Genomic DNA, 26,148 nt, shown 5'->3' with positions numbered 1-26,148 from the left:
TATTATGACATCTGTTAAATTATGTATAAATATTAAACCTAGGCGAAAGTTATTCATTTTGCCTAGGTTTTTTACTTATATTGGTTAAAATATAAAATTAAATACTTGTTGGGAAATATTACTATTGGCATGATTGTTGCTAAAGTATAAGTGTAAATATATTTAAAATTAGGGGGAGTTACAAATGGATAAAGTAAAAGTAATTATGTGCGGCCTTGGAGCTATGGGGAGCGGAATGGCTAAAATGATACTTGATAAGAAAGGAATTGAAATTGTGGCTGCAGTTGACAGCAGCGAAAACAAGATAGGAAAAGATTTGGGAGAAGTTTTAGGTATAAATAGTAATTTGAAGATTATTGTATCTGGTAATTTTGAAGAAACAATAAATAAAACAAAAGCTGATATTGTAATACTTGCAATTGATTCATTTGTTAAAAATGTTTATCCATATATAAAACATATAGTGCAAAACAAAATTAACTGCATAACCATAGCTGAAGAAATGGCTTATCCGTATACAGCTGATAAAGATTTAGCAGAAGAGATGAATAAGCTTGCAAAAGAGAATAATGTAACAATTTTAGGTACAGGAGTAAATCCAGGCTTTGTTTTAGATACTCTTATAATTACATTATCAGCAGCATGCAGAAAAGTGCAATCAATAACAGCTTCAAGAGTAAATGATCTTTCTCCATTTGGGACAACAGTAATGAAAACACAGGGAGTTGGAACAACAGTTGAAGACTTTGAAAAAGGAATTAAAGATGGAACTATAGTTGGTCACATTGGTTTTAAACAGTCAATACCAATGATCGCGAAAGCTTTAGGTATTGAGATAGATGAAATTATTGAAACTAGAGAACCTATTGTATCAAACACATACAGAGAGACTCCTTATGTAAAAGTTGAACCTGGTATGGTAGCAGGTTGTGCTCATATAGGCTATGGAATGAGAAATGGAAAGCCAGTAATAACCCTCGAGCATCCTCAGCAAATTCATCCTGAAAGCGAAGGAGTAGACACAGGGGATTATATATTTATAAAAGGAGATCCTGACATGCATCTATCAATTAAGCCTGAAACACCTGGAGGTATTGGTACAATGGCTGTTGCAGTAAATATGATACCTCAAGTAATTGCAAGCTCAGCAGGATTAAAAACAATGGTAGATTTACCTATTCCACATGCTATAGAAAACGGTTTTAATGATGCAGTAAAGTATTATAAGGAAGGCGATAATGAATGATTGAAAAGAATAGCTACGTAGAAATTGTTCAGGAAATTTTATCTTCAAAGGATAGAGCTTCTAATATACCTGATGATACTAAGGAGACTTCTTTAAAGCTATGGGCTAAAGGATGGCTCATAGAAGACTCTGAAATTGGAGAACTAGCAAAAATAAAAACAATTACGGGAAGAGTATTAGAAGGAGTATTAACTGAAGTAAACCCTTCATATGAGCATGGTTTTGGAGATTTTATTCCTGAAGTTAGCAATATAGGTCTTCAGGCAAAATCAATACTTTGGGGGGATAACATTGAATAAATATGAAGCTCTTCTAAGCAGGAAAAATGAAATAATGCTTAAATCAGTAGGAATAGATTATAAAAAATATGAAACGGGAAAACTCTCTTTTGATTATGAAGCAATGATGAGAGATACAGGATATTCTATTGCTGATGTTATGAAAATACAAAAAGAAACTAATGTTGGAAATACACCTCTCATTGAATTGAAAAATCTAACAGCACTTGCTCGAAAGGTATCAAAGACCGGAAAAGCAGCGCGTATTTTTATAAAAGATGAGAGCTGTAATCCATCCGGAAGTTTTAAAGATAGAAGAGCATCAGTATCTATATACGATGCTAAAGTAAGAGGTTATAAAGGGGTTGCATCTGCAACTTCTGGAAATTATGGTGCTGCTGTTGCCTCACAGGCAGCTATGAGGGGATTAAAATGCATTATTGTTCAGGAATGTTATGATTCTAAAAAAATAGGCCAGCCAGAAATTTTAGAGAAAACAAGAAAATGTGAATGCCTTGGAGCTGAAGTGTTAAGGCTTTCAGTAGGCCCTGAGTTATTCTACACCTATTTAAAAATTTTAGATGAAACTGGATACTATAATGCATCGCTTTATTCAGTCTATGGAGTTGCTGGTGTAGAAACCTTAGGATATGAAATTGCCACAGACTGCAGAGAAAGGTTTTCAAAAGACCCAGATGTAGTGGTTGTTACTCATGCAGGAGGCGGAAATGTAACTGGAACAGCTAGGGGACTTTTAAAAGCTGGAGCATTAGATACGAAAATAGTTGGGGCGTCAGTTGATTTGACTGGACTTCATATGGCTTCAGATAGTGATTTTAACAAAAAATCCTTCACTACCGGTCACACTGGCTTTGGTATACCATTTATGACCTGGCCTGACAGGTCGGACGTTCCAAGAAGTGCAGCAAGACCATTAAGATATCTTGACAGATATGTAACGGTTCCGCAAGGACAAGTCTTTTATGTAACTGAACTTCTTGCACAATTAGAAGGTCTGGAAAGAGGCCCGGCAGGAAATACTTCATTGTCAGCGGCATTCGTTATTGCCCAGGAAATGGAAAATAATCAAATAATTGTTGTTCAGGAAACTGAATATACTGGCGCAGGTAAGCATATACTTCCGCAATTAAGCTTTGCAAGAAAGAATGGAATTGAAATAAGTATTGGAAATCCACAGGATGAACTTCCGGGAAAAAACATAGTATTGCCTAGTCATCCATCAAAGCTATATGCAAAAGAACTTGATTTAAACCATTATAGAAAATCATATATAGCAAACTCTGTTAAAAATAGAGATGTTAGGGGTATAAGCGAGTTAGACTTTAAATTTTTATGTGATGAAACTAAGTTAAGCCAAAAGGAAGTTCTTGAGATTATATCAGATATGGATATTTATGTTGAGTAGGTTCTGGATGAAGGGAGAAATTTATGAAAAGACAAGATGATTTTCAAATGAGAAGAGAACATTTAAAGAATTTGAGTGATGAAGAACTATACGATAGATTTTGGAGTCTGACCGAAGAAATAGTAAAACCTTTAGTTGATTTAGCATATACCCACACTTCACCTTCAGTTGAAAGATCAGTACTTCTTAGAATGGGATTTTCAAGTATTGAAGCAGGAAATATAGTTAAAGAGGGAATTAAGTGGGGCCTTATGGGTAAAGGAATGGGAAATGTTGTACTAACTTACTCAAAGATAAAGAATATTTCTTATCTACAATCAGGAAATGAACTGAGCATGGGAAAAGGCTGGAATGAAGTTCATGAATTTTTAAGAGGTGATAGCAATGCTGGAAACTAATAAGAAGATTGATATTGAAGAAATATTAAAGGATTTAGAAAATTATAAGCCTAAAAGAAGAGGATGGCATTGGAGAGAAGAATTTAATGGTAAAGTTGGGGAATTTGATTACAAGGAAATATCAAAGCCCTTAAAAAATAGTGTTCCACTTCCAGCAGCTAGAAGCTTTAATAAGATTGATCCTCAACCTAAACCCGTAATCACCACAGAAATAGCTTCAGGAAGATTTGAAGACGATATAAGAAGAATGAGAATGGCTGCATGGCATGGTGCTGATCACATAATGGTAATACGTACAGCCGGCCAAAGTCATTTTGACGGTCTTATAGAAGGAACGCCTGAAGGCATTGGAGGAATAGCAGTTACAAGAAAACAAGTAAGAGCAACAAGAAAAGCCCTTGATATGATTGAAGAGGAAGTTGGGAGAGAAATTAATTTTCACTCCTATGTGTCTGGTGTGGCAGGCCCTGATATTGCTGTTATGTTTGCTGAGGAAGGTGTAAACGGAGCTCATCAGGATCCTCAATATAATGTTCTTTATAGAAATATTAATATGGTGCGCTCATTTGTAGATGCTGCAGTTGCAAAGAGAATAATGGCCTCAGCAGACATGCTTCAAATTGATGGAGCGCATAATGCCAATGCAACAGCAATGAAAGGTTATAAGGTTATGCCTGAGCTTATGGTTCAGCATGCTATAAACAGTAAATTTTCAGAGCTTGTTGGTATGAAAAAAGAGAATATAGCTTTATCAACTGTGCCGCCAACCTCATCTCCAGCACCATGCATCAAAATAGATTTGCCTTATGCTGTGGCACTTAGAGAATTATTTAAGGATTATAAAATGAGAGCACAGATGAATACAAAGTATATTGAATCCTGTACTAGAGAAGCTACCGTAGGACATACTTTAAATCTTATGATTTCAAAGCTTACTTCAGCAGATATACAAAGTACTATTACGCCAGATGAAGGAAGAAATGTTCCTTGGCACTATAATAACATGCATGCTGTTAATACAGCAAAACAGGCATTAATAGGCATGGATGGACTTATGGATATGATAGAGCTAAAGAAAGAAGGGTATCTGCCTGAAAAAGTGAGAGAACTCAAAGAAAAGGCTATACTATTCCTAGAAGAAATTATAGAGATAGGAGGATATTTTAAAGCAGTACAGGAGGGCTTCTTTGTTGACTCTGGTGAATATCCGGAAAGAAACGGAGATGGTATTGCAAGAAAAATTAATGGAGGAATAGCAGCAGAATCTATTTACGAAAGAGAAGAAGACTATTTTGCTCCAGTATGTGCTCATTTTGGATACAATAATGTGCCTAAAGAATATAAACATCCTTGTGATGCAATTGATGGATGTACACTTTGTGATACAAGAAAGATACAGTTTATAGATGAGCTTGATGAAAATGATAACGTTTATAACAGACTTGAGACTGTTAAAGATGATGGTAAGATTGTTCCGGAAGTTGAATGGAAAAAAGATGGATATGTATCAGTAACCCTTTTTATACCCGAAAATGAATCAATTAGTGAAGCAGCAGCCATAGAAATGGGTAAAAACATGAACTTAAGAGATGTGGAAGTAATCCATAAACAGGTTATGCAGCATGCTGAAGGAACGCTTGTTGAAATTAAGGGCAGAGTAAACTTCTCGATAGATAAAAGCAAGCTTGTTATAGCTGAGCCAAAACCAGTAATGAGCGATGATATGATAAAAGACTTTATTAAAAAGCATCCAGTTAAAATTGTAGCAGGTACTGTTGGGGAAGATGAACATTCTGTAGGACTGAGGGAAATAATCGACATAAAACACGGAGGTATAGAAAAGTATGGAATAGAATGTGAATACTTAGGTACTTCTTGCCCAATCGAAAAGCTTATTGATGCTGCAATAGAAACAAAAGCACAAGTGATAATGGCGAGTACTATAATTACACATAATGATATTCATATTAAAAATATGAGAAAACTTCATGACCTTTGTGTTGAGAAAGGTGTAAGAGATAGACTCATACTTATATGCGGAGGTACTCAGGTTACAGATGAAATAGCTAAAGTAAACGGTATGGATGCAGGTTTTGGAAGAGGGACTCACGGCAATAATGTAGCCACCTTTATAGTTGAAACTCTTTCAAAGGCTTAGTTATATATAAAGGGGCTGGCTCAAAACAGCTTAAACCTATCGCGTGGTATTTGAATTCTAGGAAGCTTTCACGTATTCAAATACCACGCTAAGTTTAGCTATTTTGAGATATCCCTTTTTATAAACAAATTAATTTAAGGAGATTTCTTATGAAAGTAGACTATATTATATCTGAAATTGGTAGTACAACTACAGTAGTAACAGCTTTTAAGTTAAAAGAAAAAGAAATTGATATTGTAGCACAAGGCAAAAATTACACTACTGTCAATGAAGGTGACGTAACTATTGGGCTTAATAAGGCAATAGAGGATATAGAAATACAGCTTGGTGAAAAAATTACCTGGGATAGAATGTTATCAACAAGCAGTGCCGCCGGAGGTCTTAAAATAACTGTACATGGATTGGTAGAAGATATGACAGTAAAGGCTGCTAAAGAGGCGGCATTAGGAGCAGGCGGAAATATCAAACTTATTACTGCTGGAAAACTTAGAAATACAGATATAAAAAGAATAAAAGAAATAAATCCTAATTTAATAATAATTGCAGGCGGCACCGATTATGGAGAAAGGGAAACAGCTTTATATAATGCAGAACTTTTAAGTAAAGAGAATTTAAATAAGCCTTTCATATATTGCGGAAATATAACGAACCAATATGAAATAAAGGAACTTTTTCAAGGTCAGGAACTCTATATAGTAGATAATGTTTACCCCAGAATAGATGAATTAAATGTAGAACCTACAAGAAAAGTTATTCAAATGGCCTTTGAAAATAATATTACAAAGGCTTCGGGAATGAACAAGATTAAAAGCATGGTTAACGGCAGTATAATGCCTACTCCCGGAGCTGTTATGGAAAGTGCTAAATTGTTATATGAAATTATGGGCGATGTTGTAGTTTTTGACGTTGGAGGAGCAACCACAGATGTTCATTCGGTTACAGAGGGAAGTATAGATATACTTGATATATTAGTAAGTCCTGAACCAATTGCTAAAAGAACAGTTGAGGGAGATCTTGGTGTTTACGTAAACAGCGAAAACGTAATAAGTCTTTTAGAACCAAGAGATTTAGAGAATAAATCAAAAGAAAGTATTAGAGAGAATATAAGACCAATACCAAAAACAAATGAAGAAATTGAATGCAGCAGGATACTTACAAAAAAGGCTGTTGAAGTTGCATTAAACAGACATGTAGGTTATTTGAAAAGAACCTATGGATCATCTAAAAATTTTATAGCCTATGGAAAGGATCTGTCTAAAGTTAAATACATTATAGGTACAGGAGGAGCTTTAACAAGGCTTCCAAAAGGCGAAACAATATTGCATGAAATAAGATATTCAAAAGAAGATTTAACTATGCTTCCAAGATCAGAAGCTAGAGTGCTTCTTGATAATAACTATATTATGGCCTGTGCCGGGGTGTTAAGCAAAGAAAATAAAGAAGCTGCGGCACTGCTTCTTAAACAAAGCCTGGGTATCGTTTAGATTATATGGGCTTATTGGATGGTGGGTAAAATGAAAAAAATCTTTCCATGTGTAGAAATAAATATAAAAAAAATAACTCATAATACAAGAGTTATAAATGAGATATGTAAAAGTAAAAATATTCATGTTGTCGGAGTCAGTAAAGTATATTGTGCAAAGCTGCCCATAGCTCAGGCAATGCTAAATGGCGGAATAGAAATTATGGGTGATTCGAGAATAGAAAATCTAAAGAAAATGGAACATTTAAAATGCAGAAAGATGCTTCTTAGGATCCCAATGGAAAGTCATGCTTCAGAAGTTGTTAGATATGCTGATATAAGCTTGAATTCTGAAATAAACACAATAAAAGTACTTTCAAGGGCTGCAAAAAGAGTAAACAAAATTCATAATGTTATTTTAATGATAGACTTAGGCGATTTAAGAGAAGGTGTTCTTGAAAGTGAAACTTTAGAAAATGTAAAAGAAATAATTAAGCTGCCCAATATAAAATTATGTGGAATTGGAACAAATCTAACCTGCTATGGAGGGGTAATACCTGATAGTGACAATCTGGGAAGATTAGTCAAGCTAAAGGAAGCGATTGAAAATAGTAATAATTTATCACTTCCTATAGTTTCAGGAGGAAATTCAAGCAGTTTATATGCAGTGTTAAATGATACTATTCCAAGTGGTATTAATCAACTAAGAATCGGTGAAGCAATAGTACTTGGGAGAGAAACTGCTTATGGAAATAAAATTCCAAACTGTTATTCGGATAGTTTTATATTAAAGGGTGAAATAATAGAAATAAAGGATAAACCTTCTGTGCCAAAAGGAAAAATTGGTATGGATGCTTTCGGCAAGACACCTAGCTTTATAGACAAAGGTATTATTAAAAGAGCAATAATAGCACTTGGAAGGCAAGATATAGCTCCTGAAGGATTAAATCCAGTAGATAATTGCATTGAAATACTTGGTGGAAGCAGTGATCATCTAATTCTTGATATAAGTAGATGCAGCAATAAATATAAAATAGGAGATGTTGTTGATTTCAATATGGACTATGGATGTCTTTTAAGAACCATGACCTCTCCTTATGTAAAGAAATATTATTTGGATTAAAGCAACTGCATTTGGCAGTTGCTTTATATATTAAAAGTTGTATCTAAATCTTTATTAATACAGTAATTACTAAGGTGCTTAATTATTCTTTTTATGTTATGACAAATATCATCAAAGTGCTCCTCAAGAGATAGGCTTAAACTAAGACTGAAATCTATTCTTTCTACTTCTATACCAATAAGAAATGCACAGATATTTTCTCTGTTATACTTAATAAATCGCAAGAGGCTTAAATCATGCTGAGTAATAAGATTATTTGTAAAAGAATTATATTTTGAAATAGGAACTGTAGTTATAGAACCCGGCTTCCTGCCGCTCAAGGCAGCATCTAGTATAAATAAAATATCATTATCCTTTATTTTGCTAATGCAATAATCAATATCTGTTTCGCCTAAAATTATTTCAATTTCTTTAAAATCTGTGTCGCTTAGCAAATACTCCGCTACTTTTATAGCTATTCCTTCGTCTCCCATCAGTCTGTTTCCTACCGCTATTAATTTTATGCTCAAAAATTTGCACCTCCAAAATGTCTTGTTGTTAAATTATATGTTTGTAATTGCATAGTTTATAATAAAGTTGAAGATTTTTACTTTTGTAATTGTTGACAGTATTACTCGGATTTGCTATTATGATTTTGAATATATGTAAACACTCGAACCTAAAGGAGTGATTTAATGAAATTGTCTACAAAAGGTAGGTATGGAGTAAAAGCAATGGTAGATTTGGCCATTCATTATGGTGGAGATCCTATATCTATCAAGAGTATATCAGAAAGACAAAATATATCGGAATATTACTTGGAACAATTATTTTCACCTCTTAGAAGAGCTGAATTAATTAGAAGTGTAAGAGGTGCTCAGGGAGGATATGTATTAAGCAGGTCTCCTAAGGATATTACAATAGCAGAAATAATGGAAGTTTTAGAGGGTCCAATCGAGATATCTAACTGTTTAGATGAAAAAAGCTGTAATAATGTTGACTGTTGTGCAACAAGGCTTTTATGGGCAAAAATAAAAAACAGCATCGACAGCGTTACTAAATCAACTACACTGCAAGATATACTTGATGATTATAAAAACATGAAAAGCTGAGACTAAAGAAGGAGTGAAGCATTAATGAGTAAACCTATTTATATGGATTATGCTGCAACAACATTTGTTAAGCCTGCTGTTCTAGAAGAAATGATCCCATATTTTACTGAATATTTCGGAAATCCATCCTCAATTTATTCTTTATCAAGAGAAACTAAAAAAGCTATAGATAAGGCTAGAGACAGGGTTGCTAAAGGGATAAATGCAGATAGTAATGAAATATTTTTTACTGGTGGTGGTTCAGAAGCAGATAACTGGGCATTAAAAGGAGTGGCTTTTGCAAACTACAACAAGGGTAATCATATTATTACAACACAAATAGAGCACCACGCTATACTGCATGCTTGCGAGTATTTAGAGAAACATGGTTTTCAAGTTACTTATCTTCCTGTAGATGAGTACGGACTCGTTAGTTTAGATGAATTGGAAAAAGCAATAACGGATAATACTATTTTAGTATCTATTATGTTTGCTAACAATGAAATAGGAACAATTCAGTCTATTAGTGAAATAGGCAAGCTTTGCAAAAGCAAGAAAGTTTTATTTCATACAGATGCAGTTCAGGCACTTGGCAATGTTCCTATAGATGTTAAGGAAATGAATATTGATTTACTTTCAATGGCTGCTCATAAGATATATGGACCAAAAGGCACAGGAGCGCTATACATCCGAAAAGGTGTTAAAATTGATAATTTGGTGCATGGCGGTGCACAAGAGAGAGCTAGAAGAGCTGGAACAGAAAATGTAGCAGGAATAGTTGGATTTGGAAAAGCTGTTGAACTTGCAGTATCAAATATGGAAGAACATACTAATCATCTTAAGACTCTTAGAGACAAACTAATAAACGGACTTCTAAAGATTCCATATTCAAGATTAAATGGTCCATCTGGAACAAACAGGTTAGCTGGCAATTCTAATATTTGTTTCAGATTTATTGAAGGTGAAGCTATACTTCTTCTTTTAGACAGTATGGGGATATGTGCATCAAGCGGAAGCGCATGCACTTCAGGTTCCTTGGATCCTTCTCATGTATTATTAGCAATAGGACTTCCTCATGAAATTGCTCATGGATCCCTAAGATTAAGTTTAGGTGATAATACTACTGAAGAAGAAGTTGATTATGTAATTGAATCTGTTGGGAAGGTTGTTCAAAGACTTAGAGATATGTCTCCTCTATGGGATGACTTTTTAAAGGAAGGGGAAAAATAGAATGTACAGCGAAAAAGTTATGGATCATTTTATGAATCCAAGAAATGTGGGAGAAATTATTAACGCCGATGGAGTTGGTGAAGTTGGTAATGCAAAATGCGGCGATATAATGAAAGTTTATCTTAAGATAGAAAATAATATTGTAGCAGATGCTAAATTTAAAACTTTTGGTTGTGGTTCTGCTATAGCTTCATCCAGCATGGCTACAGAACTTATTAAAGGTAAAACAGTAGAAGAAGCGTGGGACCTTACAAATAAAGCGGTTGCTGAAGCTTTAGATGGTCTTCCTCCTGTAAAAATGCATTGTTCTGTACTAGCAGAGGAAGCTATACATAAGGCAATAAATAACTATAGAATAACTCAAGGTTTAGAAGCCTGGGATTACAAGGAACATGATGATATCCACGATCAAGTTCATGGAGAGTAAAATAAAAATATAGCCCATTAGGGTTATATTTTTATTTTTTGGGAAAAATATTAGATGTATTCAAAATTGGAAAGTATTTTTAATATAAGAGGTTTAAAATGTTTAGAACAAAAGATTTTATTCTCATGGATGTATGCAATAATAATGGCAAGAAGATAGGATTTATTAAGGATATATTAATAGATTTCCATAGAGGAGAGGTAAAAGGTTTTGCTATTTCATCTTATAAAGTATTTCAAGGAACAATATGTGTATTAAAAGAAAATATCGTTTCCTTTAATAAAACAATGGTAATTAGCAAGTACAATAGTAACAAATACTTCAAATTCTCCGACATGAGAAATATGGATATTATTAATAAGTCAGGAGATATAGTAGGAATGATGGAAGATATATTGTTTCATGAATTTACTTTTAAGATTTATGGAGTCATTGTTTCTACAGGCTTTGTTAAAAATCTTATTTCAGGTAAAAAAGTATTTCTTATAAAGAACATGATACTGGGAGAGGAAAGTATACTATATTATAAAGATAGTAATAAGATAGATTTAATAAGTATACCGCATAAATTATTTACGGAAGTAGGGCAACATGAAAAAAGTATATAAATATTCAATTCTATTTTTTATAATACTTGCAGTTATAATTGTATCAACTAGAATTCCTGTAGTAAAAGAAGTTTATTCTTTAATACTAATCTCTTTTATTATTTCTTATTCCTTAAGGCCGATACATAAAGCTATGGTTGAAAGAGGTATAAATAACAGTGCTTCAGCGATTATTATTATATTGCTTTTAGCTTTAATTGCTGTGGGAGGAATTGTTGTTATTATACCATCAATATTTAGAGAAAGTCTGAATGTGAATACAACTCTTATTAAAATACAAGCATTTATTGAAAATTTTTATGAAAGGCTTAAACCAGTTAGCAGCAATAAAACTATTTACGCCATTTTGGATATAGTTTATTCAAACATAAATAAAGTTCTTATAGATATATTTAATAAGATGTTCAAAGGTGTCATGAACATAGGCGGAAACTTGCTTTCTATTGCAGTAGTGCCTATCGTTGTATATTATTTTCTATCAGATGGAGATACAATTGGAAATCGCGTGCTGGTCCTTTTTCCTACAAAAGCAAGAGGAATGATAAAAAAAATATGGCGTGATATAGATAAAATACTCGGAAGATATATACTTAGTCAATTTTTATTATGCGCAATTATTGGTATATTTACTTTTATAATACTCCTCGTTCTTAAGGTTGATTATCCTATTATATTATCTTTATTAAATGCTCTATTTAATATAATACCTTACTTTGGCCCATTGTTTGGTGCAATTCCAGCTATTCTAGTTGCTTTTTTAAGTTCTACAAAAACTGCAATTTGGACTGCAGTATGGTTATATTTAATACAACAAATTGAAGGCAATATAATATCGCCTAAGATAACAGGAGACAGCGTGAGTATGCATCCAGTTATAGTAATTATACTCTTAATTATTGGGGGGAAAATTGGAGGTTTTATAGGTATGGTTTTAGCAATACCGGTTGGTGTTATAATTAAAGTTGTGTACGAAGATTTAAATTACTATATGTTTTAAAGGCATTGACAGGTATTGACAAGATATAATCTTTTAAATTATAATCTTTATAAATAAATATTAGGGTTATGAAGGGAAGGAGTAAATTTATTCATACATTAAGAGAGGAAGTGGCAGGTGAAAACTTCTTGATGAATATATTGAAGCAGTCCCTGAGCCGTAATTTCAAAGTGACATAGCTAATATATATTTTTTTAGTTATGTAATTAGGGTGGTACCGCGGAAAACTTTCGTCCCTTTCATGGGAATTGAAAGTTTTTATTTTTTTATACAAAGTATTAATTTATTAGGAGGAATAAAATATGAATAAGATGGGTTTAAATGAGATAAGAGAAGCTTATTTAAAATATTTTGAGGGTAAAGATCATTTAAGACTTAAAAGCTTTCCACTTGTACCTCAGAGTGATAAAAGCTTACTGCTCATAAATGCTGGAATGGCTCCGCTAAAGCCATATTTTACAGGTCTTCAAGTTCCACCAAGCAATAGAATAACTTCATGTCAAAAGTGTATTAGAACTGGAGATATTGAAAATGTTGGAAAAACATCAAGGCATGGTACTTTCTTTGAGATGCTTGGAAACTTTTCTTTTGGAGATTATTTTAAAAATGAAATTATACCATGGGCATGGGAATTTGTAACTGTAATTTTAGGAGTACCTAAGGATAAGCTTTATGCAACTATATATACTGAAGACGATGAAGCTTATGAAATTTGGAGAAATAAAACTGATATAGAACCAGATAGGATCTTTAGACTAGGAAAGGAAGATAACTTCTGGGAAATAGGAACCGGACCTTGCGGACCTTCGTCGGAAATTCATTTTGACAGGGGAAGTGGCAAGGTTACTACTACTGAAGAATTTATAGCTGCTCAGGAAGAAGATAGAATAGTAGAATTTTGGAATTTAGTATTTACTCAATTTGATAAGGATGAACAAGGAATTTATAATAGACTTCCAAATCCTAATATTGATACTGGAATGGGACTAGAAAGAATTGCAACTATAATGCAGGGAGTAAACAGCATATTTGAAGTTGATACTATGAAAAATATACTTGATGAAGTATGCAGAATTTCAAATACAAAATATGGATCAGATTCTAAAAAGGATATTTCACTTAGAATAATAACTGATCATATAAGAAGCACAACCTTTATGATTAGTGACGGAGTACTTCCTTCAAATGAAGGCAGGGGATATGTACTTAGAAGAGTGCTAAGAAGAGCAGCTCGACATGGAAGGCTTTTAGGAATAACTAATACATTTTTATACAATTTATGTGATGTAGTTATAGAAAACTCTAAAAATGCATATCCAGAGCTTGAGGAGAAAAAAGAGTATATTAAAAAGGTAATCAAACTAGAGGAAGAACGTTTTGAAGAGACTATAGACAGCGGTATAGAAATTCTTATGGAATTCATAAATGAGCTTCAAAATAAAGGAATAAAGACTCTTTCAGGAACAAATGCTTTTAAGCTTTATGATACTTATGGATTTCCTTTAGAACTTACCTTAGAAATATTAGAAGAAAAAGGGATGTCCGTTGATATAGAGGAGTTTAATAGTGAAATGCAAAGTCAACGTGAAAGAGCAAGAGCTGCAAGAGAAGAATCAAATTATATGGGAAATGAAGACGGCGTACTTAATAAGATACCAGCAGAAATAAATACAACTTTCTTAGGATATGACAGCCTAAAGTGCGAATCAACTGTTGAACTTATAATTAAAGATAACAAATTTGTTGATTCTTTAGGTGAGGGAGAAACTGGAATTATATTAACTAAGGAAACTCCATTCTATGCTGAGATGGGAGGACAGGTCGGAGATAAAGGAATTATAGCTTCTGATAGTTTTAAAGGTGAAGTTTTTGACTGCAAGAAAAATATTTCAGGTAAAATACTTCATTTTATAATGGTTACAGAAGGTCAAATAAAGCAGAAAGATATGGTAACATTGGGTGTTAGTGAAGACAGAAGAAATAATATAAGAAAAAATCATACAGCAACTCACATGTTACATTCAGCTTTAAAGCTAGTGCTTGGAGAACATGTTAATCAAGCAGGATCATATGTTGATGAAGCTAGGCTCAGATTTGACTTTACTCATTTTACTTCAATAAGCACAGATGAGCTTAAGAAGATAGAAAAAATAGTTAATGAAAATGTTATGAGAGTGTTTAATGTAAAAACTGATGTTATGACTATAGATGAAGCAAAGCAAAGCGGTGCAGTTGCTCTATTTGATGACAAGTACAAAGACGAGGTAAGGGTTGTATCCGTTGGCGATTTCAGCAAGGAGCTATGCGGAGGAACTCATGTAAAGAATTCCGGAGAGATTGGTGTTTTCAAAATTGTATCTGAATCAGGAGTTGCTGCAGGTGTAAGAAGAATAGAAGCTGTAACTGGTTTTAATGCAATGAATCTTATAGAAGAAAAGGATAATGCATTAAAAGATGCGGCATTAACATTAAAATGTTCGGAAAAAGATATAGTTAATAGACTTCATACTCAAATTGCTGAATTAAAAGAAAAAGAAAAGGAAATAATAGACTTAAAAAGAAAACTTTCAGGATCTCTTGAAGATGATATTTTAAATAGTGTTGTTGATATTAAAGGTGTGGCTTTAGTTTCAGCTGCGCTTAACGATATTGACGGAGATTCTTTAAGGGATCTAGCTGATAAAGTTAGAAGCAAACTTGCAGACGGTGTTGTAGTTTTAGGAAGCAAAACCGGCGATAAAGTGCAATTTGTAGCTATGGCTACCAAGACTGCTGTAAGCAGAGGAGTTCACTGTGGAAAGATTGTTAAAGAAGTAGCAGCAATAGCTGGAGGCGGTGGCGGCGGAAGACCGGACATGGCTCAAGCAGGCGGAAAACTTCCTGAAAAATTAAACGAAGCTATTGATAAAGTAAAGGTTATTTTGGATAGTTTGGTTAAATAGTGTACTTTTCAAATAAAATGTTTTATAATGTAATCAGTGCTAACCTATTATCATTCTTAAATGATAAAAAAAGGGGTGAAAAAAATAATGGGGTATAATAATGAAAATACCATCCAATTTGATTTTGCTAAAGATAAGAAAGATTTAACAAAAGAGATTTTAAACGAGGTATATAACGCCTTGATTAAGAAAGGATATAATCCCGTAAATCAATTAGTGGGTTATTTGATTTCTGGTGATCCTACCTATATTACTAACTACAATGGAGCAAGAGCATTAGTTAGAAAGTTGGAAAGAGATGAGATTCTTGAGGAAGTTTTAAAGGCTTATCTAGGAATAAAATAAAAATGCCCATCTAGGGCATTTTTATTTTAACTTTACACATAATAGAGGAGATTACAAATGAGAATTTTGGGATTAGATATAGGTAGTAAAACAATTGGTATAGCTTTAAGTGATCCATTAGGCTATACTGCACAAGGTATAAAAACCATAATAAGAAAGAGTAAAAAAGCTGATCTCGAAGAGCTTAAGAACCTATGTCTTCAATATCAGGTGGACACTATAGTTGCTGGACTACCCAAAAATATGAACGGAACCATAGGACCTCAAGGTGAAAAAGTTATGATTCTTTGTGAACTAATAAAAGATGAAACAAATTTACCTTTAATACTGTGGGATGAAAGGCTTACGACTGTAGCTGCAAACAGGGCAATGCTTGAGGCCGATTTATCAAGAGCTAAAAGGAAAAAGATAGTAGATAAAATGGCTGCTACTTATATACTGCAGGGTTATCTTGATAGCTTGTCTAAATAATATTGACTTGTGTTTACATATAATGTAAAATAACAAATAAATACAAAGGAGATATGCAATATGGAAAATGATGTTAGTACAATAGTTTTAACTGATGAAAATGGTGAAGAAAAGGAATTTGATGTTATAACAAAATTAGATATTGAAGACAAAGAATATGTTATTGTTATACCATCTGATGAGGAAGAAGTAGATGCTATTGCTTTAAGAATAGATAAAGATGATAATGGTGAAGATGTTTTAGTAACTATAGATGATGAAGACGAATTCGCTATGGTTTCTGAAGCTTATGAACTTATATTCTCAGAGGAAGATTCAAACCAATAGAAGTGAGGTTTTATGATGTCAAAGCTAACTCCGAGTGAAATCGAAAAGTTAAAGAAAAATTTAAAAGAAAAAGGATATAAATTAACCCCTCAAAGAAGGGCTATAGTTGATATAATTATTAGAAATGAAGGGGATCACCTAACTACTGAGGAGTTATATGATTTAGTTAAGGTAGAATGCCCTGAGATTGGTCTTGCTACGGTTTATAGGACTGTTCAACTATTAGAAGAGCTTGGAGTGGTTAGTAAACTAGACTTAAACGATGGTTGTTATAGATATGAGCTAGTTCACGAAAATGAAAATCATCAACATCATCACTTGGTATGCAGCGAATGTGGAAAAGTTATAGAAGTACAGGGAGATTTATTAGAAGTTCTCGAACAAGAAATTGAATCAAAATATAATTTTAAAATTAAAAATCACAGTGTAAAATTCTACGGAATATGTTCAGAATGTAAAAAAAATTAAATTAAATAAAGCCTTTTAAAAGGAGGGTAGCAATGAAAAAAGAAAAAGACAAAATACGTATTATTCCACTAGGCGGGCTAAATGAAATAGGAAAAAATCTTACAGCTATAGAATATAAAAATGATATAATCGTTATAGATTGCGGATTAAGGTTTCCTGATGAAGAAATGTTTGGTATTGACTTAGTCATTCCAGATATAAGCTACTTAGTAAAAAATTCAGATAAGGTTAGAGGAATATTTTTAACCCATGGGCATGAGGATCATATAGGGGCACTGCCATATGTACTTAAACAGCTAAATGTACCTGTATATGGAACAAAGCTTACACTTGGAATTGTTGAAACTAAATTAAAAGAGCATAATCTTTTAAGTTCGGTTGAGCTAATTCGAATAAATCCTAAAGATGTAGTAAAACTAGATACTATTTCCGTAGAATTTATAAAAACAAATCACAGCATTGCTGATTCGGTAGCAATAGCTATTCACACACCATTAGGTATTGTTTTACATACTGGTGACTTTAAAATTGATTACACACCTATAGATGGCGTTGTAGCAGACTTACCAAGGTTTGCAGAACTAGGCAGAAAAGGTGTAATTGCTATGATGGCTGACAGCACAAATGTGGAAAGACCTGGATATACTATGTCAGAAAGCACTGTAGGTGAAACTTTTGAAAGTATTTTTATGCAGACAAAAGGCAGGATTATTGTAGCAACCTTTGCTTCTAACATTCATAGAATACAGCAAATAATTACTGCAGCAAATAAATATGGCAGAAAAGTTGCTGTCTCAGGAAGAAGCATGGAAAACATAGTTGCTGTAGCAGCTGAACTTGGATACATAGAAGCTGAAAAAGATATATTTATAGGTATAGATAATATAAATAAGTATAACAATAATCAAATAGTCATTATAACAACTGGCAGTCAGGGCGAACCGATGTCTGCATTGTCTAGAATGGCTGCTTCTGAGCATAAAAAAGTTAATATTGTACCTGGCGACACAGTTATTATATCTGCTACACCAATACCTGGAAATGAGAAATTTGTTTCAAGGGTTATCAATCAATTGTTTAAAAAAGGGGCAGAAGTTATATATGAGGCTTTAGCTGATGTCCATGTTTCAGGTCATGCTTGCCAGGAAGAGCTGAAATTAATGCATACTTTAGTCAAACCTAAATTTTTCATCCCAGTTCATGGAGAATATAGACATCTAAAGCAGCATGCAGAGCTGGCAATGAAATTAGGACTTCCTGAAAATAATGTACTTATTGGTGATAATGGTGATATTATAGAAATAACAAGGGATTCTATTAAAAAGAATGGAACAGTAATATCGGGACAAGTATTTGTTGATGGATTAGGCGTAGGTGATGTTGGAAATATAGTACTACGTGATAGAAAGCATTTATCTCAAGATGGAATACTAACTGTTGTAGTAACAATTGAAAAAGAAACAGGAAGTGTTATTGCTGGACCTGATATAATATCTCGTGGATTTGTATATGTAAGAGAGTCAGAGGATTTGATGGAAGAAGCAAGAATCATTGTAAGGGATGCTCTAAGAGTATGTGAAGAGAAACACATTACAGAATGGGCTACTATAAAATCAAATATAAAGGATGCCTTAAGGTTGTTCCTTTATGAAAAGACTAAGAGAAAGCCTATGATTTTGCCTATAATAATGGAAATTTAAAATAGATTTTTTTTGTTAAGTTGACTTTTTATGAGCATAATATTAGAATAAGTATGATATAAAATAAAATTGGATACTTTAATGTATCCAATTTTTATTTGAGATATTAAAATTATAGTTTAAAATTTGGTAATATACTTGATTTTATTCGAAAAATACGGAGGAATATACATGGAAATGTTTACTAGAAATGACATAAGAAATATCGCAATAATTGCACACGTTGACCACGGTAAAACTACCTTAGTCGATGCTATGCTTAGACAAAGCAATGTGTTTAGAGCAAATGAAAAAGTTCAGGAAAGAGTTATGGACTCTAATGATTTAGAGAAGGAAAGAGGAATAACAATACTATCAAAAAATACTTCTGTGCTTCATAATGGAGTAAAGATAAATATAGTTGATACTCCTGGACATGCAGATTTTGGTGGAGAAGTAGAACGAGTTCTTAAGATGGTTGATAGTGTTCTTTTAGTTGTAGATGCATTTGAAGGTGCAATGCCTCAAACTAAATTTGTATTAAAAAAGGCATTAGAGCTTAAATTAAAGCCTATTGTTGTAATTAATAAAATAGATAGACCTGATTCCAGACCTCACGAAGTTATTGACGAAGTTTTCGATTTATTTGTGGAGTTAGGAGCAGACGATGATCAATTAGATTTCCCTATTGTTTATTGTTCAGCAAGAGATGGTATAGCTAAGAAAGAAATAGCGGATGAAAGCACATCTATGGAACCATTATTTGAAGCAATCATTAAAAAAGTTAAGGCTCCTGTAGGATATATTGATAAACCTCTTCAAATGCTTGTAACAACTCTAGACTCAAGTGAGTATGTAGGAAAAATAGCAATAGGTAAAATTGAAAGAGGAACTTTAAAAAGGAATCAACCAGTTGCTTTGATAAGACGTAATGGTACAATCAGCAACGTAAGAGTATCAAGCTTATATGTTATTCAAGGTTTAAAGAGAGAAGAAGTAGAAGAAGCAAAACTTGGAGATATAGTTGTAGTTGCTGGAATTCCAGATATTAATATAGGGGAAACAATAGCAGACTCATCAGCACCTGAAGCATTACCATTTGTTGAAATAGATGAACCTACATTGACTATGAACTTTATGGTAAATGATTCTCCTTTTGCAGGCAGGGAAGGGGAGTACGTTACCTCAAGACATCTAAGAGATAGGCTTTATAAGGAAATTGAAACTAATGTAAGCTTAAAAGTTGAAGAAACTGAGGCTGCTGATAGCTTTAAGGTTAGCGGAAGAGGTGAGCTTCACTTATCCATACTTATTGAAACTATGAGAAGAGAAGGGTATGAGTTTCAAGTATCAAAGCCTACAGTTATTTTTAGAGAAGAAAATGGTGTTACTTTAGAACCAGTTGAGAGACTTACTATTGATGTTCCAGAAGAATTTATGGGAGTAGTAATGGAGAAGCTAGGACCTAGAAAAGCAGAAATGATTAATATGACATCTGCTATTAATGGATATACTAGATTAGAATTTTTAATACCTTCCAGAGGTATTATAGGTTTCAGAAGTGAATTCATGACTGATACTAAGGGAAATGGTATATTAAATCATGTATTAGATGGATATGACAAATTCAAAGGAGAAATTCCAGAAAGAAGCAGAGGTTCCATAGTAGTATTTGAAACAGGAGAAGCAGTTACTTATGGACTATACAATGCACAGGAGAGAGGCTCATTATTTATTGGACCTGGTACTGAGGCTTACGAAGGAATGATAGCTGGAGAATGTTCAAGAGCGGATGATATTGAAGTTAATGTTTGTAAGAAAAAGCATCTTTCAAATACAAGATCCTCTGGTTCCGATGATGCTTTAAAGCTTACACCAATAAAGAATATGTCACTTGAGCAATGCTTAGAATTTATAGCATCTGATGAATTAGTAGAAGTTACTCCAAAGACTATAAGAATGAGAAAGAAAATATTAAGTACTGATCTTAGAAAGAAAGCAAATAATAGAAGATAATTTCATATTTTTTATATTATGGGGTGGGGCCGTGAAAAAGAAGTTAATATTACTAACTATTACATTAGTTATATTTTGTATAATAGGATTTAAAATTTATAGTGATGCAGTAAGCGTAATAAAGCATCCATTAATTTCTAGTGAGGCAAATATAGAAGTTAAGGTTAATAATGGAGATTCTCTGAATAATATAATTAATAATCTTAATAGCGACAACAAAATCGGAAATACGTTTTTAGTAAAATGGTATATAAAAAAGCATAATTTAAATACTAATATCAAACCTGGAATTTACAAAATTTCTAAAGATGTATCTATAGAAGATTTTGTCAGCAACTTAAATAATGGGAAGTACAATGAAAATTCTGTTAAAGTTACAATTCCAGAAGGCTATGATATTAATAAAATTGCAGCTTTATTACAGGAAAAAGAAATAATAAGTAAAGAAGATTTTTTAAGTGCTATAAATGTATATAACTTGCCAAGTTATATAAAGAAGGATTCAAAAAGGAAGTATAATTTGGAAGGTTATTTATTTCCTGATACCTATGAACTTACTAAGGGTATGAAGGCAAAAGATATAATTGATGTAATGGTTAAAAACTTTGAAACGGTCGTTAATACTATTAAGACTAAGAATAATATTACCTTGACAGATGATAAACTGGATGAAAAAATTATAATGGCTTCCATAGTGGAACATGAGGCTGAGGCATCAAGTGAACGTCCAATTGTAGCATCAGTGTTTTATAATAGAATAAATATAAATATGAAGCTTCAATCTTGTGCTACAGTTGAATATGTGCTTGGTGTGCACAAAACTGTATATAGTGACAAAGATATAAGTGTACAATCTTTATATAATACCTATAATGTATCCGGACTTCCTATTGGTCCTATATGTAATCCTGGAAAAGAATCAATATTAGCAGCATTAGCGCCGGCAAAATCTAATTATTTGTATTTTGTTTCTAGGTTTGATGGTACTAAAGCACATTTCTTTTCAGATAATTATAATCAATTTTTGAAGGATAAAAAGGTTTCGGAATCAAACTATGCTAAAATGAGTAAGTAAACGGAGGCAGCTTAATGAGTGGAGTTACTTATGATTATATGGAACAGTATATTAGAGGACTAATTTCACCAAATGAAGGTATACTAAAAGAGTTAGAAGAATATGCAGCTGCTAACTCTGTTCCTATCATACAGAAGGAAGTAGGAAAATTTTTAGAATTAATGATAAATATAAAAAAGCCTGGTAATATACTAGAATTGGGTACTGCTATAGGATATTCAGCTATACTTATGCATCTTTCATCAAATTGCAAATGCAATATAACTACTATTGAAAGAGATAAGAATATGATAGAAATAGCGAAAGACAATATAAATAAGTATGGATTTAGTGAAAAAATAAATATACTTGAAGGAGATTGTTTAGAAGTTTTAGAAAAGCTTGAAGGACAATTTGATTTTATATTTATGGATGCCGGAAAAGGACACTATAATCACTTTTTACCATACTGTTTAAAACTATTAAGTAAAGATGGCATTATCGTTGCAGATAATGTCCTTTTTAAAGGTATGGTTGCATCAAGAGATTTATTGATTAGAAGAAAAATAACAATTGTTAAGAGAATGAAAACATATTTAGAAATGATCTCGACAAATGATGAACTTATAACATCAGTTATCCCTATGGGTGACGGAATTGCTGTAACAACGAGGAGGCTAAAGTCCTAAATGGACTTTAGCGGGTAACTTATGAGTGAAGTGAATGTTTTAAGTTACCCAGTGCTTCGAATGAAAGGAGAAATAATAATGAATAAACCTGAACTTTTAGCTCCAGCAGGTAACTTGGAAAAACTTAAAACAGCTATTAATTTTGGGGCTGATGCAGTTTATTTAGGTGGAAGCAAGCTTAATCTAAGAGCTTTTGCAGATAACTTTGGAAATGATGAGCTAAAGGAAGGTATAGAATTTGCTCATAATCGAGGAAAAAAGGTTTATGTAACATTAAATGTTTTTCCTCATAATGAAGATTTAGAGGGTTTGGAAGAATATTTAACGGAATTATATAATTTAAAGGTAGATGCAGTGATAGTTTCAGATCCTGGAATAATAATGACTGCTAGAGAAGTAGTACCTAATTTAGAATTACATTTAAGTACTCAGGCAAACAATGTAAACTATAAATCTGCAATATTCTGGCATAAGCAGGGAATAAAGAGAATTGTTCTAGCAAGAGAGCTTTCTTTAGAACAGATTAAAGAAATAAGAAGCAAATTGCCAGAAAGCTGTGAATTAGAAGCTTTTGTTCACGGTTCAATGTGCATGTCCTACTCTGGGAGATGTCTTCTATCCAACTATATGACAGGAAGAGATGCAAACAGAGGAGAATGTGCTCAGCCTTGCAGATATAAGTATTATCTGATGGAAGAAAAAAGACCTGGAGAATATTTTCAAGTTATAGAGGATGATAAAGGAACATATATAATGAATTCCAAGGATTTATGTATGATAGAGCATATACCTGAACTTGTTCATTCAGGCATAACTTCATTTAAAATTGAAGGAAGAATGAAAAGCTCTTTTTATGTAGCTTCTGTAGTAAAAGCTTATCGTCAAGCAATTGATGCGTATTTTGAGAACATGGATGGATATAAGTTTAATGAAAAGTGGATAGAAAACTTAGGAATGTCCAGTCATAGAGAATTTCACACAGGATTTTATTTTGGCGAGAAAAATAAACAGGTTTATGGCAGCTCTTCTTATATAAGAACTCATGATATTGTTGGTGTAGTAAAAAGTTATGATAAAGAAAATGGAATTGCAACTGTAGAGCAAAGAAATAAGATATTTGAAAATGATACAGTTGAAATATTAAGGCCAATAGGAGATAATTTCCAAGTTGCTATAGAAGATCTAACAAATATGGATGGGGATAAAATTGAATCAACCCCAATAGCGCAAATGATATATAAATTTAAAACAGATATAGTTTTACAAGAAGATGATTTGATCATTAAAGCTAAGGAGGATAAGTAATGGAGCGTCCAATCTTAATAGGTATAACTGGTGGTACAGGGTCTGGCAAAAGTACAATAGCAAGAGAAATCTATAAAAAATTTGGTGAACAATGTATAGCCATGATTGAACAGGATTCCTATTACAAAGATCAAAGCAATCTTTCCTACGAGGATAGAATCAAGACCAATTATGATCATCCTGATGCTTTTGACACTCATCTTTTAGTTCAGCATTTAAATGATTTATTATCAGGACAAGCAGTTGAAAAACCAATTTATGATTTTGAGATTCATAATAGAAAAAAGGAAACCAATAGAGTTGAGCCTAGGGATATTATTATTTTAGAAGGAATACTTATTCTTCAGGAACCAGAGATTAGAAATTTACTGGATATTAAAATATATGTTGATACGGATGCTGATGTAAGAATAATAAGAAGGCTTATAAGAGATATAAATGAAAGAGGAAGAACAGTAGATTCAGTTATTAATCAGTATCTCAATGTAGTTAGGCCTATGCATATGCAGTTTATAGAAACCACGAAAAGATATGCTGATATAATTATTCCAGAAGGCGGTCATAACAAAGTAGCCATCGATATTATAGTTGCAAATATAAAACAATTTTTACAAAAATAGCATTGTTAGAATAAAACACCTCACTTTGGTCTACAATTTAGACAGGGTGAGGTGTTTTTATGGACAAAAGAAGTAAAAATAAAAGAATTATAATTATGCTTATTATATTTTTTATATTGTTTGGTGCTGCATGGTGGAGAATCAAAGTGCGCATGATAGACGAGTCAGGAAAACTTAGTGTATGGATGAACTCTCAATATACTGATAAAGTTAAAGCATCAGAACTAAACTATATGCTCTTTGATAAAAATGGAAAACAGCTTTTAGATTATAAAAATAATTATTATGCTGTTATTGATCCAATAGCATTTAGAAGAAATGATATGAATGCAAAGTCAGATGATCTATTTGCATTAATTTTTATATTAAAAAATTATGATGATAAATATGACCTATCTACAATAGGAATTCAAAATTCATCTGAGAGAAAGATACTTAAAATAGATGAATCCACATACAAAAAGTTAAAAAATATTAAGAATATAAAGGGGTTTTACGTTTATTCATCTTCAACTGTTAATAGAAATGAAGCCTGGAAAATTGAGAATATGCTCACTTCTATGAGAAAGACAGACGATAGTGCAAACAAAAATGATAATTCTATTGAAATGCAAATCTATAATAAAACAAAGCAAAATGAGTATCCTACATTAACATTTAATAAGGATATAGAAGGAAGTGTTACTTCAACTGAATTTATAGAGCCTAAAAATAATTATAATGTAAGGCTTACTTTAGATAGAAACTTACAGGATAAGGTCAAGGAAGTCCTGACAAGTGATAAATATAAAAACTACAAGCAAATAGGAGCTGTTGTAATGGACAGCAGTTCTGGAAAAATTCTATCTATGACTCAAAAGGATGATTCACTTCCAAACGTAAATCTAGGGTCAGCAACAGTATCAGGCTTTGACCCTGGTTCGATTTTCAAAGTAATAGTGGAAGAAGCTGGATTAGAAAAGAAAATATTATCCTTAAATGAAATATATTCATGCAAACAAGATATATATACGGGTGCTTATGATAAGTGTAAGAATAAGGACCACGGAAAATTAACCGCTGAAGGTGCCTTAGTAGCATCCTGCAATAATATATTTGCCCAAATAGGCGATAAGGTTGGAGTAGATAATTTTATAAGTCTTGCAAAATCCCAAGGCTTGTTTAATACAGTTTTAAACTTTGACAGTGAAGTTAAGGGCACATATGTTGAACCACAAAAAACGGAAGGTGCAGGGCAGCTGGCTATAGGTCAAAGCATGGGAATAACACCTATTCAGGCTATATCCATTGCTAATACTGTAGCTAATGGGGGAAAATATGTAAAGCCATACTTGATTGATGCTTATGTTGATAACAGCAACAATGTTATAGAACAATTAACAACAGAGCAGCATCAGGTTGTCTCTAAATCATCAGCAAATATACTTAAAAATCAAATGATTAAAGTAGTAAGGAATGGAACAGGTAAAACGGCTCAAATCGACAATATAGAAGTTGGTGGAAAGACCGGTACATCTACAAGAATTAATGGGAGTGTCACAACTTCAGACGGATGGTTTGTAGGATTCTTCAAACTTAAGAGCAAATATTATTCTATGGTAGTATATGTTCAGGATATAGATGTTAATGGTGAAGAAGCTGCCACAACTGCTGCTCCTATATTTAAAGATATTGTTAAATCAATGAACTCTTATATAACTAAATAAAAAATTATATGTACATGCACTTTTTTACTTTTCGAGCCATATTATATTAATAAGCACTATTAGGAGGAACAACAGTGTACTTCGTAAATTGTTTATTAGATTT

General features: G+C 32.7%; 25 protein-coding genes and 1 other annotated feature. Of the genes, 24 read left to right on the top strand and 1 reads right to left on the bottom strand.

All coding sequences use genetic code 11. From position 1 onward, the window contains the following. Positions 1 to 184: 184 nt before the first annotated feature. The 7 genes from ord (at position 185) to orr (ending at position 8,091) form a co-directional block, all read left to right on the top strand. Complete coding sequence (gene ord / locus JK636_RS05075; protein ID WP_202747743.1) at positions 185 to 1,246, top strand: 2,4-diaminopentanoate dehydrogenase; 1,062 nt, start codon at positions 185 to 187, stop codon at positions 1,244 to 1,246. Further along, complete coding sequence (gene ortA / locus JK636_RS05070) at positions 1,243 to 1,545, top strand: 2-amino-4-oxopentanoate thiolase subunit OrtA (protein ID WP_202747742.1); 303 nt, start codon at positions 1,243 to 1,245, stop codon at positions 1,543 to 1,545. The genes ord and ortA overlap by 4 nt, the downstream gene beginning before the upstream one ends. Further along, positions 1,538 to 2,950: a 2-amino-4-oxopentanoate thiolase subunit OrtB gene (gene ortB, locus JK636_RS05065; RefSeq protein WP_243428122.1), complete on the top strand. Its 1,413-nt coding sequence runs from the start codon at positions 1,538 to 1,540 to the stop codon at positions 2,948 to 2,950. The genes ortA and ortB overlap by 8 nt, the downstream gene beginning before the upstream one ends. A gap of 23 nt (positions 2,951 to 2,973) precedes the next feature. After that, positions 2,974 to 3,348 (top strand): ornithine aminomutase subunit alpha, encoded by a 375-nt coding sequence (locus JK636_RS05060; protein WP_202747741.1) that lies wholly within the window; start codon positions 2,974 to 2,976, stop codon positions 3,346 to 3,348. Further along, entirely contained in the window at positions 3,335 to 5,506 is a 2,172-nt protein-coding gene (oraE, locus tag JK636_RS05055) for a D-ornithine 4,5-aminomutase subunit OraE (protein WP_202747740.1), read from the top strand. The genes JK636_RS05060 and oraE overlap by 14 nt, the downstream gene beginning before the upstream one ends. Before the next feature lie 149 nt (positions 5,507 to 5,655). After that, a complete protein-coding gene (locus tag JK636_RS05050) occupies positions 5,656 to 6,990 on the top strand; it encodes a GlmL-related ornithine degradation protein (RefSeq protein WP_202747739.1) in 1,335 nt (444 codons plus the stop codon). A 30-nt stretch (positions 6,991 to 7,020) separates the two neighbouring features. Then, complete coding sequence (gene orr / locus JK636_RS05045) at positions 7,021 to 8,091, top strand: ornithine racemase Orr (protein WP_202747738.1); 1,071 nt, start codon at positions 7,021 to 7,023, stop codon at positions 8,089 to 8,091. 23 nt (positions 8,092 to 8,114) lie between these two features. On the opposite strand, the gene JK636_RS05040 is transcribed toward orr, so the two are convergent. Continuing rightward, positions 8,115 to 8,600, bottom strand: coding sequence for a hydrogenase maturation protease (locus JK636_RS05040; RefSeq protein ID WP_202747737.1), 486 nt, complete (start codon positions 8,598 to 8,600; stop codon positions 8,115 to 8,117). 165 nt (positions 8,601 to 8,765) lie between these two features. On the opposite strand from JK636_RS05040, the gene JK636_RS05035 reads away from it, so the two are divergent. The 17 genes from JK636_RS05035 (at position 8,766) to JK636_RS04955 (ending at position 26,045) form a co-directional block, all read left to right on the top strand. Next, positions 8,766 to 9,182 (top strand): RrF2 family transcriptional regulator, encoded by a 417-nt coding sequence (locus JK636_RS05035; RefSeq protein WP_202747736.1) that lies wholly within the window; start codon positions 8,766 to 8,768, stop codon positions 9,180 to 9,182. Positions 9,183 to 9,206: 24 nt separating this feature from the next. Beyond that, positions 9,207 to 10,391, top strand: coding sequence for a cysteine desulfurase NifS (gene nifS, locus JK636_RS05030; RefSeq protein ID WP_202747735.1), 1,185 nt, complete (start codon positions 9,207 to 9,209; stop codon positions 10,389 to 10,391). A gap of 1 nt (position 10,392) precedes the next feature. Continuing rightward, the gene (nifU, locus tag JK636_RS05025) at positions 10,393 to 10,818 is read left to right on the top strand and encodes a Fe-S cluster assembly scaffold protein NifU (protein WP_202747734.1); all 426 of its coding nucleotides are present in this window, start codon (positions 10,393 to 10,395) and stop codon (positions 10,816 to 10,818) included. A 98-nt stretch (positions 10,819 to 10,916) separates the two neighbouring features. Further along, positions 10,917 to 11,426 (top strand): PRC-barrel domain-containing protein, encoded by a 510-nt coding sequence (locus JK636_RS05020; RefSeq protein WP_202747733.1) that lies wholly within the window; start codon positions 10,917 to 10,919, stop codon positions 11,424 to 11,426. Beyond that, positions 11,410 to 12,423: an AI-2E family transporter gene (locus JK636_RS05015; RefSeq protein WP_202747732.1), complete on the top strand. Its 1,014-nt coding sequence runs from the start codon at positions 11,410 to 11,412 to the stop codon at positions 12,421 to 12,423. Before JK636_RS05020 ends, JK636_RS05015 begins: the two co-directional genes overlap by 17 nt. Before the next feature lie 59 nt (positions 12,424 to 12,482). Next, positions 12,483 to 12,664 (top strand) — a binding site (T-box leader). Between the two features lie 61 nt (positions 12,665 to 12,725). Beyond that, the gene (gene alaS / locus JK636_RS05010; RefSeq protein WP_202747731.1) at positions 12,726 to 15,365 is read left to right on the top strand and encodes an alanine--tRNA ligase; all 2,640 of its coding nucleotides are present in this window, start codon (positions 12,726 to 12,728) and stop codon (positions 15,363 to 15,365) included. An 87-nt stretch (positions 15,366 to 15,452) separates the two neighbouring features. Beyond that, positions 15,453 to 15,710: an IreB family regulatory phosphoprotein gene (locus tag JK636_RS05005; protein WP_202747730.1), complete on the top strand. Its 258-nt coding sequence runs from the start codon at positions 15,453 to 15,455 to the stop codon at positions 15,708 to 15,710. Positions 15,711 to 15,767: 57 nt separating this feature from the next. Further along, complete coding sequence (ruvX, locus tag JK636_RS05000) at positions 15,768 to 16,181, top strand: Holliday junction resolvase RuvX (RefSeq protein WP_202747729.1); 414 nt, start codon at positions 15,768 to 15,770, stop codon at positions 16,179 to 16,181. 60 nt (positions 16,182 to 16,241) lie between these two features. Next, positions 16,242 to 16,508, top strand: a complete 267-nt coding sequence (locus JK636_RS04995; RefSeq protein WP_202747728.1) for a DUF1292 domain-containing protein — start codon at positions 16,242 to 16,244, stop codon at positions 16,506 to 16,508. A gap of 15 nt (positions 16,509 to 16,523) precedes the next feature. Beyond that, positions 16,524 to 16,976 (top strand): Fur family transcriptional regulator, encoded by a 453-nt coding sequence (locus JK636_RS04990; RefSeq protein ID WP_202747727.1) that lies wholly within the window; start codon positions 16,524 to 16,526, stop codon positions 16,974 to 16,976. A gap of 32 nt (positions 16,977 to 17,008) precedes the next feature. Beyond that, positions 17,009 to 18,676 (top strand): ribonuclease J, encoded by a 1,668-nt coding sequence (locus JK636_RS04985; protein ID WP_202747726.1) that lies wholly within the window; start codon positions 17,009 to 17,011, stop codon positions 18,674 to 18,676. A 171-nt stretch (positions 18,677 to 18,847) separates the two neighbouring features. Continuing rightward, positions 18,848 to 20,671 (top strand): translational GTPase TypA, encoded by a 1,824-nt coding sequence (gene typA / locus JK636_RS04980; protein WP_202747725.1) that lies wholly within the window; start codon positions 18,848 to 18,850, stop codon positions 20,669 to 20,671. A gap of 31 nt (positions 20,672 to 20,702) precedes the next feature. Next, positions 20,703 to 21,746: an endolytic transglycosylase MltG gene (gene mltG / locus JK636_RS04975; protein WP_202747724.1), complete on the top strand. Its 1,044-nt coding sequence runs from the start codon at positions 20,703 to 20,705 to the stop codon at positions 21,744 to 21,746. Between the two features lie 14 nt (positions 21,747 to 21,760). Continuing rightward, a complete protein-coding gene (locus tag JK636_RS04970) occupies positions 21,761 to 22,414 on the top strand; it encodes an O-methyltransferase (protein WP_202747723.1) in 654 nt (217 codons plus the stop codon). 78 nt (positions 22,415 to 22,492) lie between these two features. Next, the gene (locus JK636_RS04965; protein WP_202747722.1) at positions 22,493 to 23,719 is read left to right on the top strand and encodes a peptidase U32 family protein; all 1,227 of its coding nucleotides are present in this window, start codon (positions 22,493 to 22,495) and stop codon (positions 23,717 to 23,719) included. Further along, positions 23,719 to 24,339 carry a uridine kinase gene (gene udk / locus JK636_RS04960; RefSeq protein ID WP_202747721.1) on the top strand — a complete coding sequence of 207 codons (621 nt, stop codon included), beginning with the start codon at positions 23,719 to 23,721 and terminating at the stop codon, positions 24,337 to 24,339. The genes JK636_RS04965 and udk overlap by 1 nt, the downstream gene beginning before the upstream one ends. Positions 24,340 to 24,398: 59 nt before the next feature. After that, positions 24,399 to 26,045 (top strand): penicillin-binding transpeptidase domain-containing protein, encoded by a 1,647-nt coding sequence (locus JK636_RS04955; RefSeq protein ID WP_202747720.1) that lies wholly within the window; start codon positions 24,399 to 24,401, stop codon positions 26,043 to 26,045. Positions 26,046 to 26,148 lie beyond the last annotated feature (103 nt).

The organism is Clostridium rhizosphaerae (assembly GCF_016765585.1).
GTDB lineage: Bacteria > Bacillota > Clostridia > Clostridiales > Clostridiaceae > Clostridium_AT > Clostridium_AT rhizosphaerae.
Note: the sequence above shows the minus strand (reverse complement) of the source record. Positions and strands in the feature narration are given on the sequence as shown.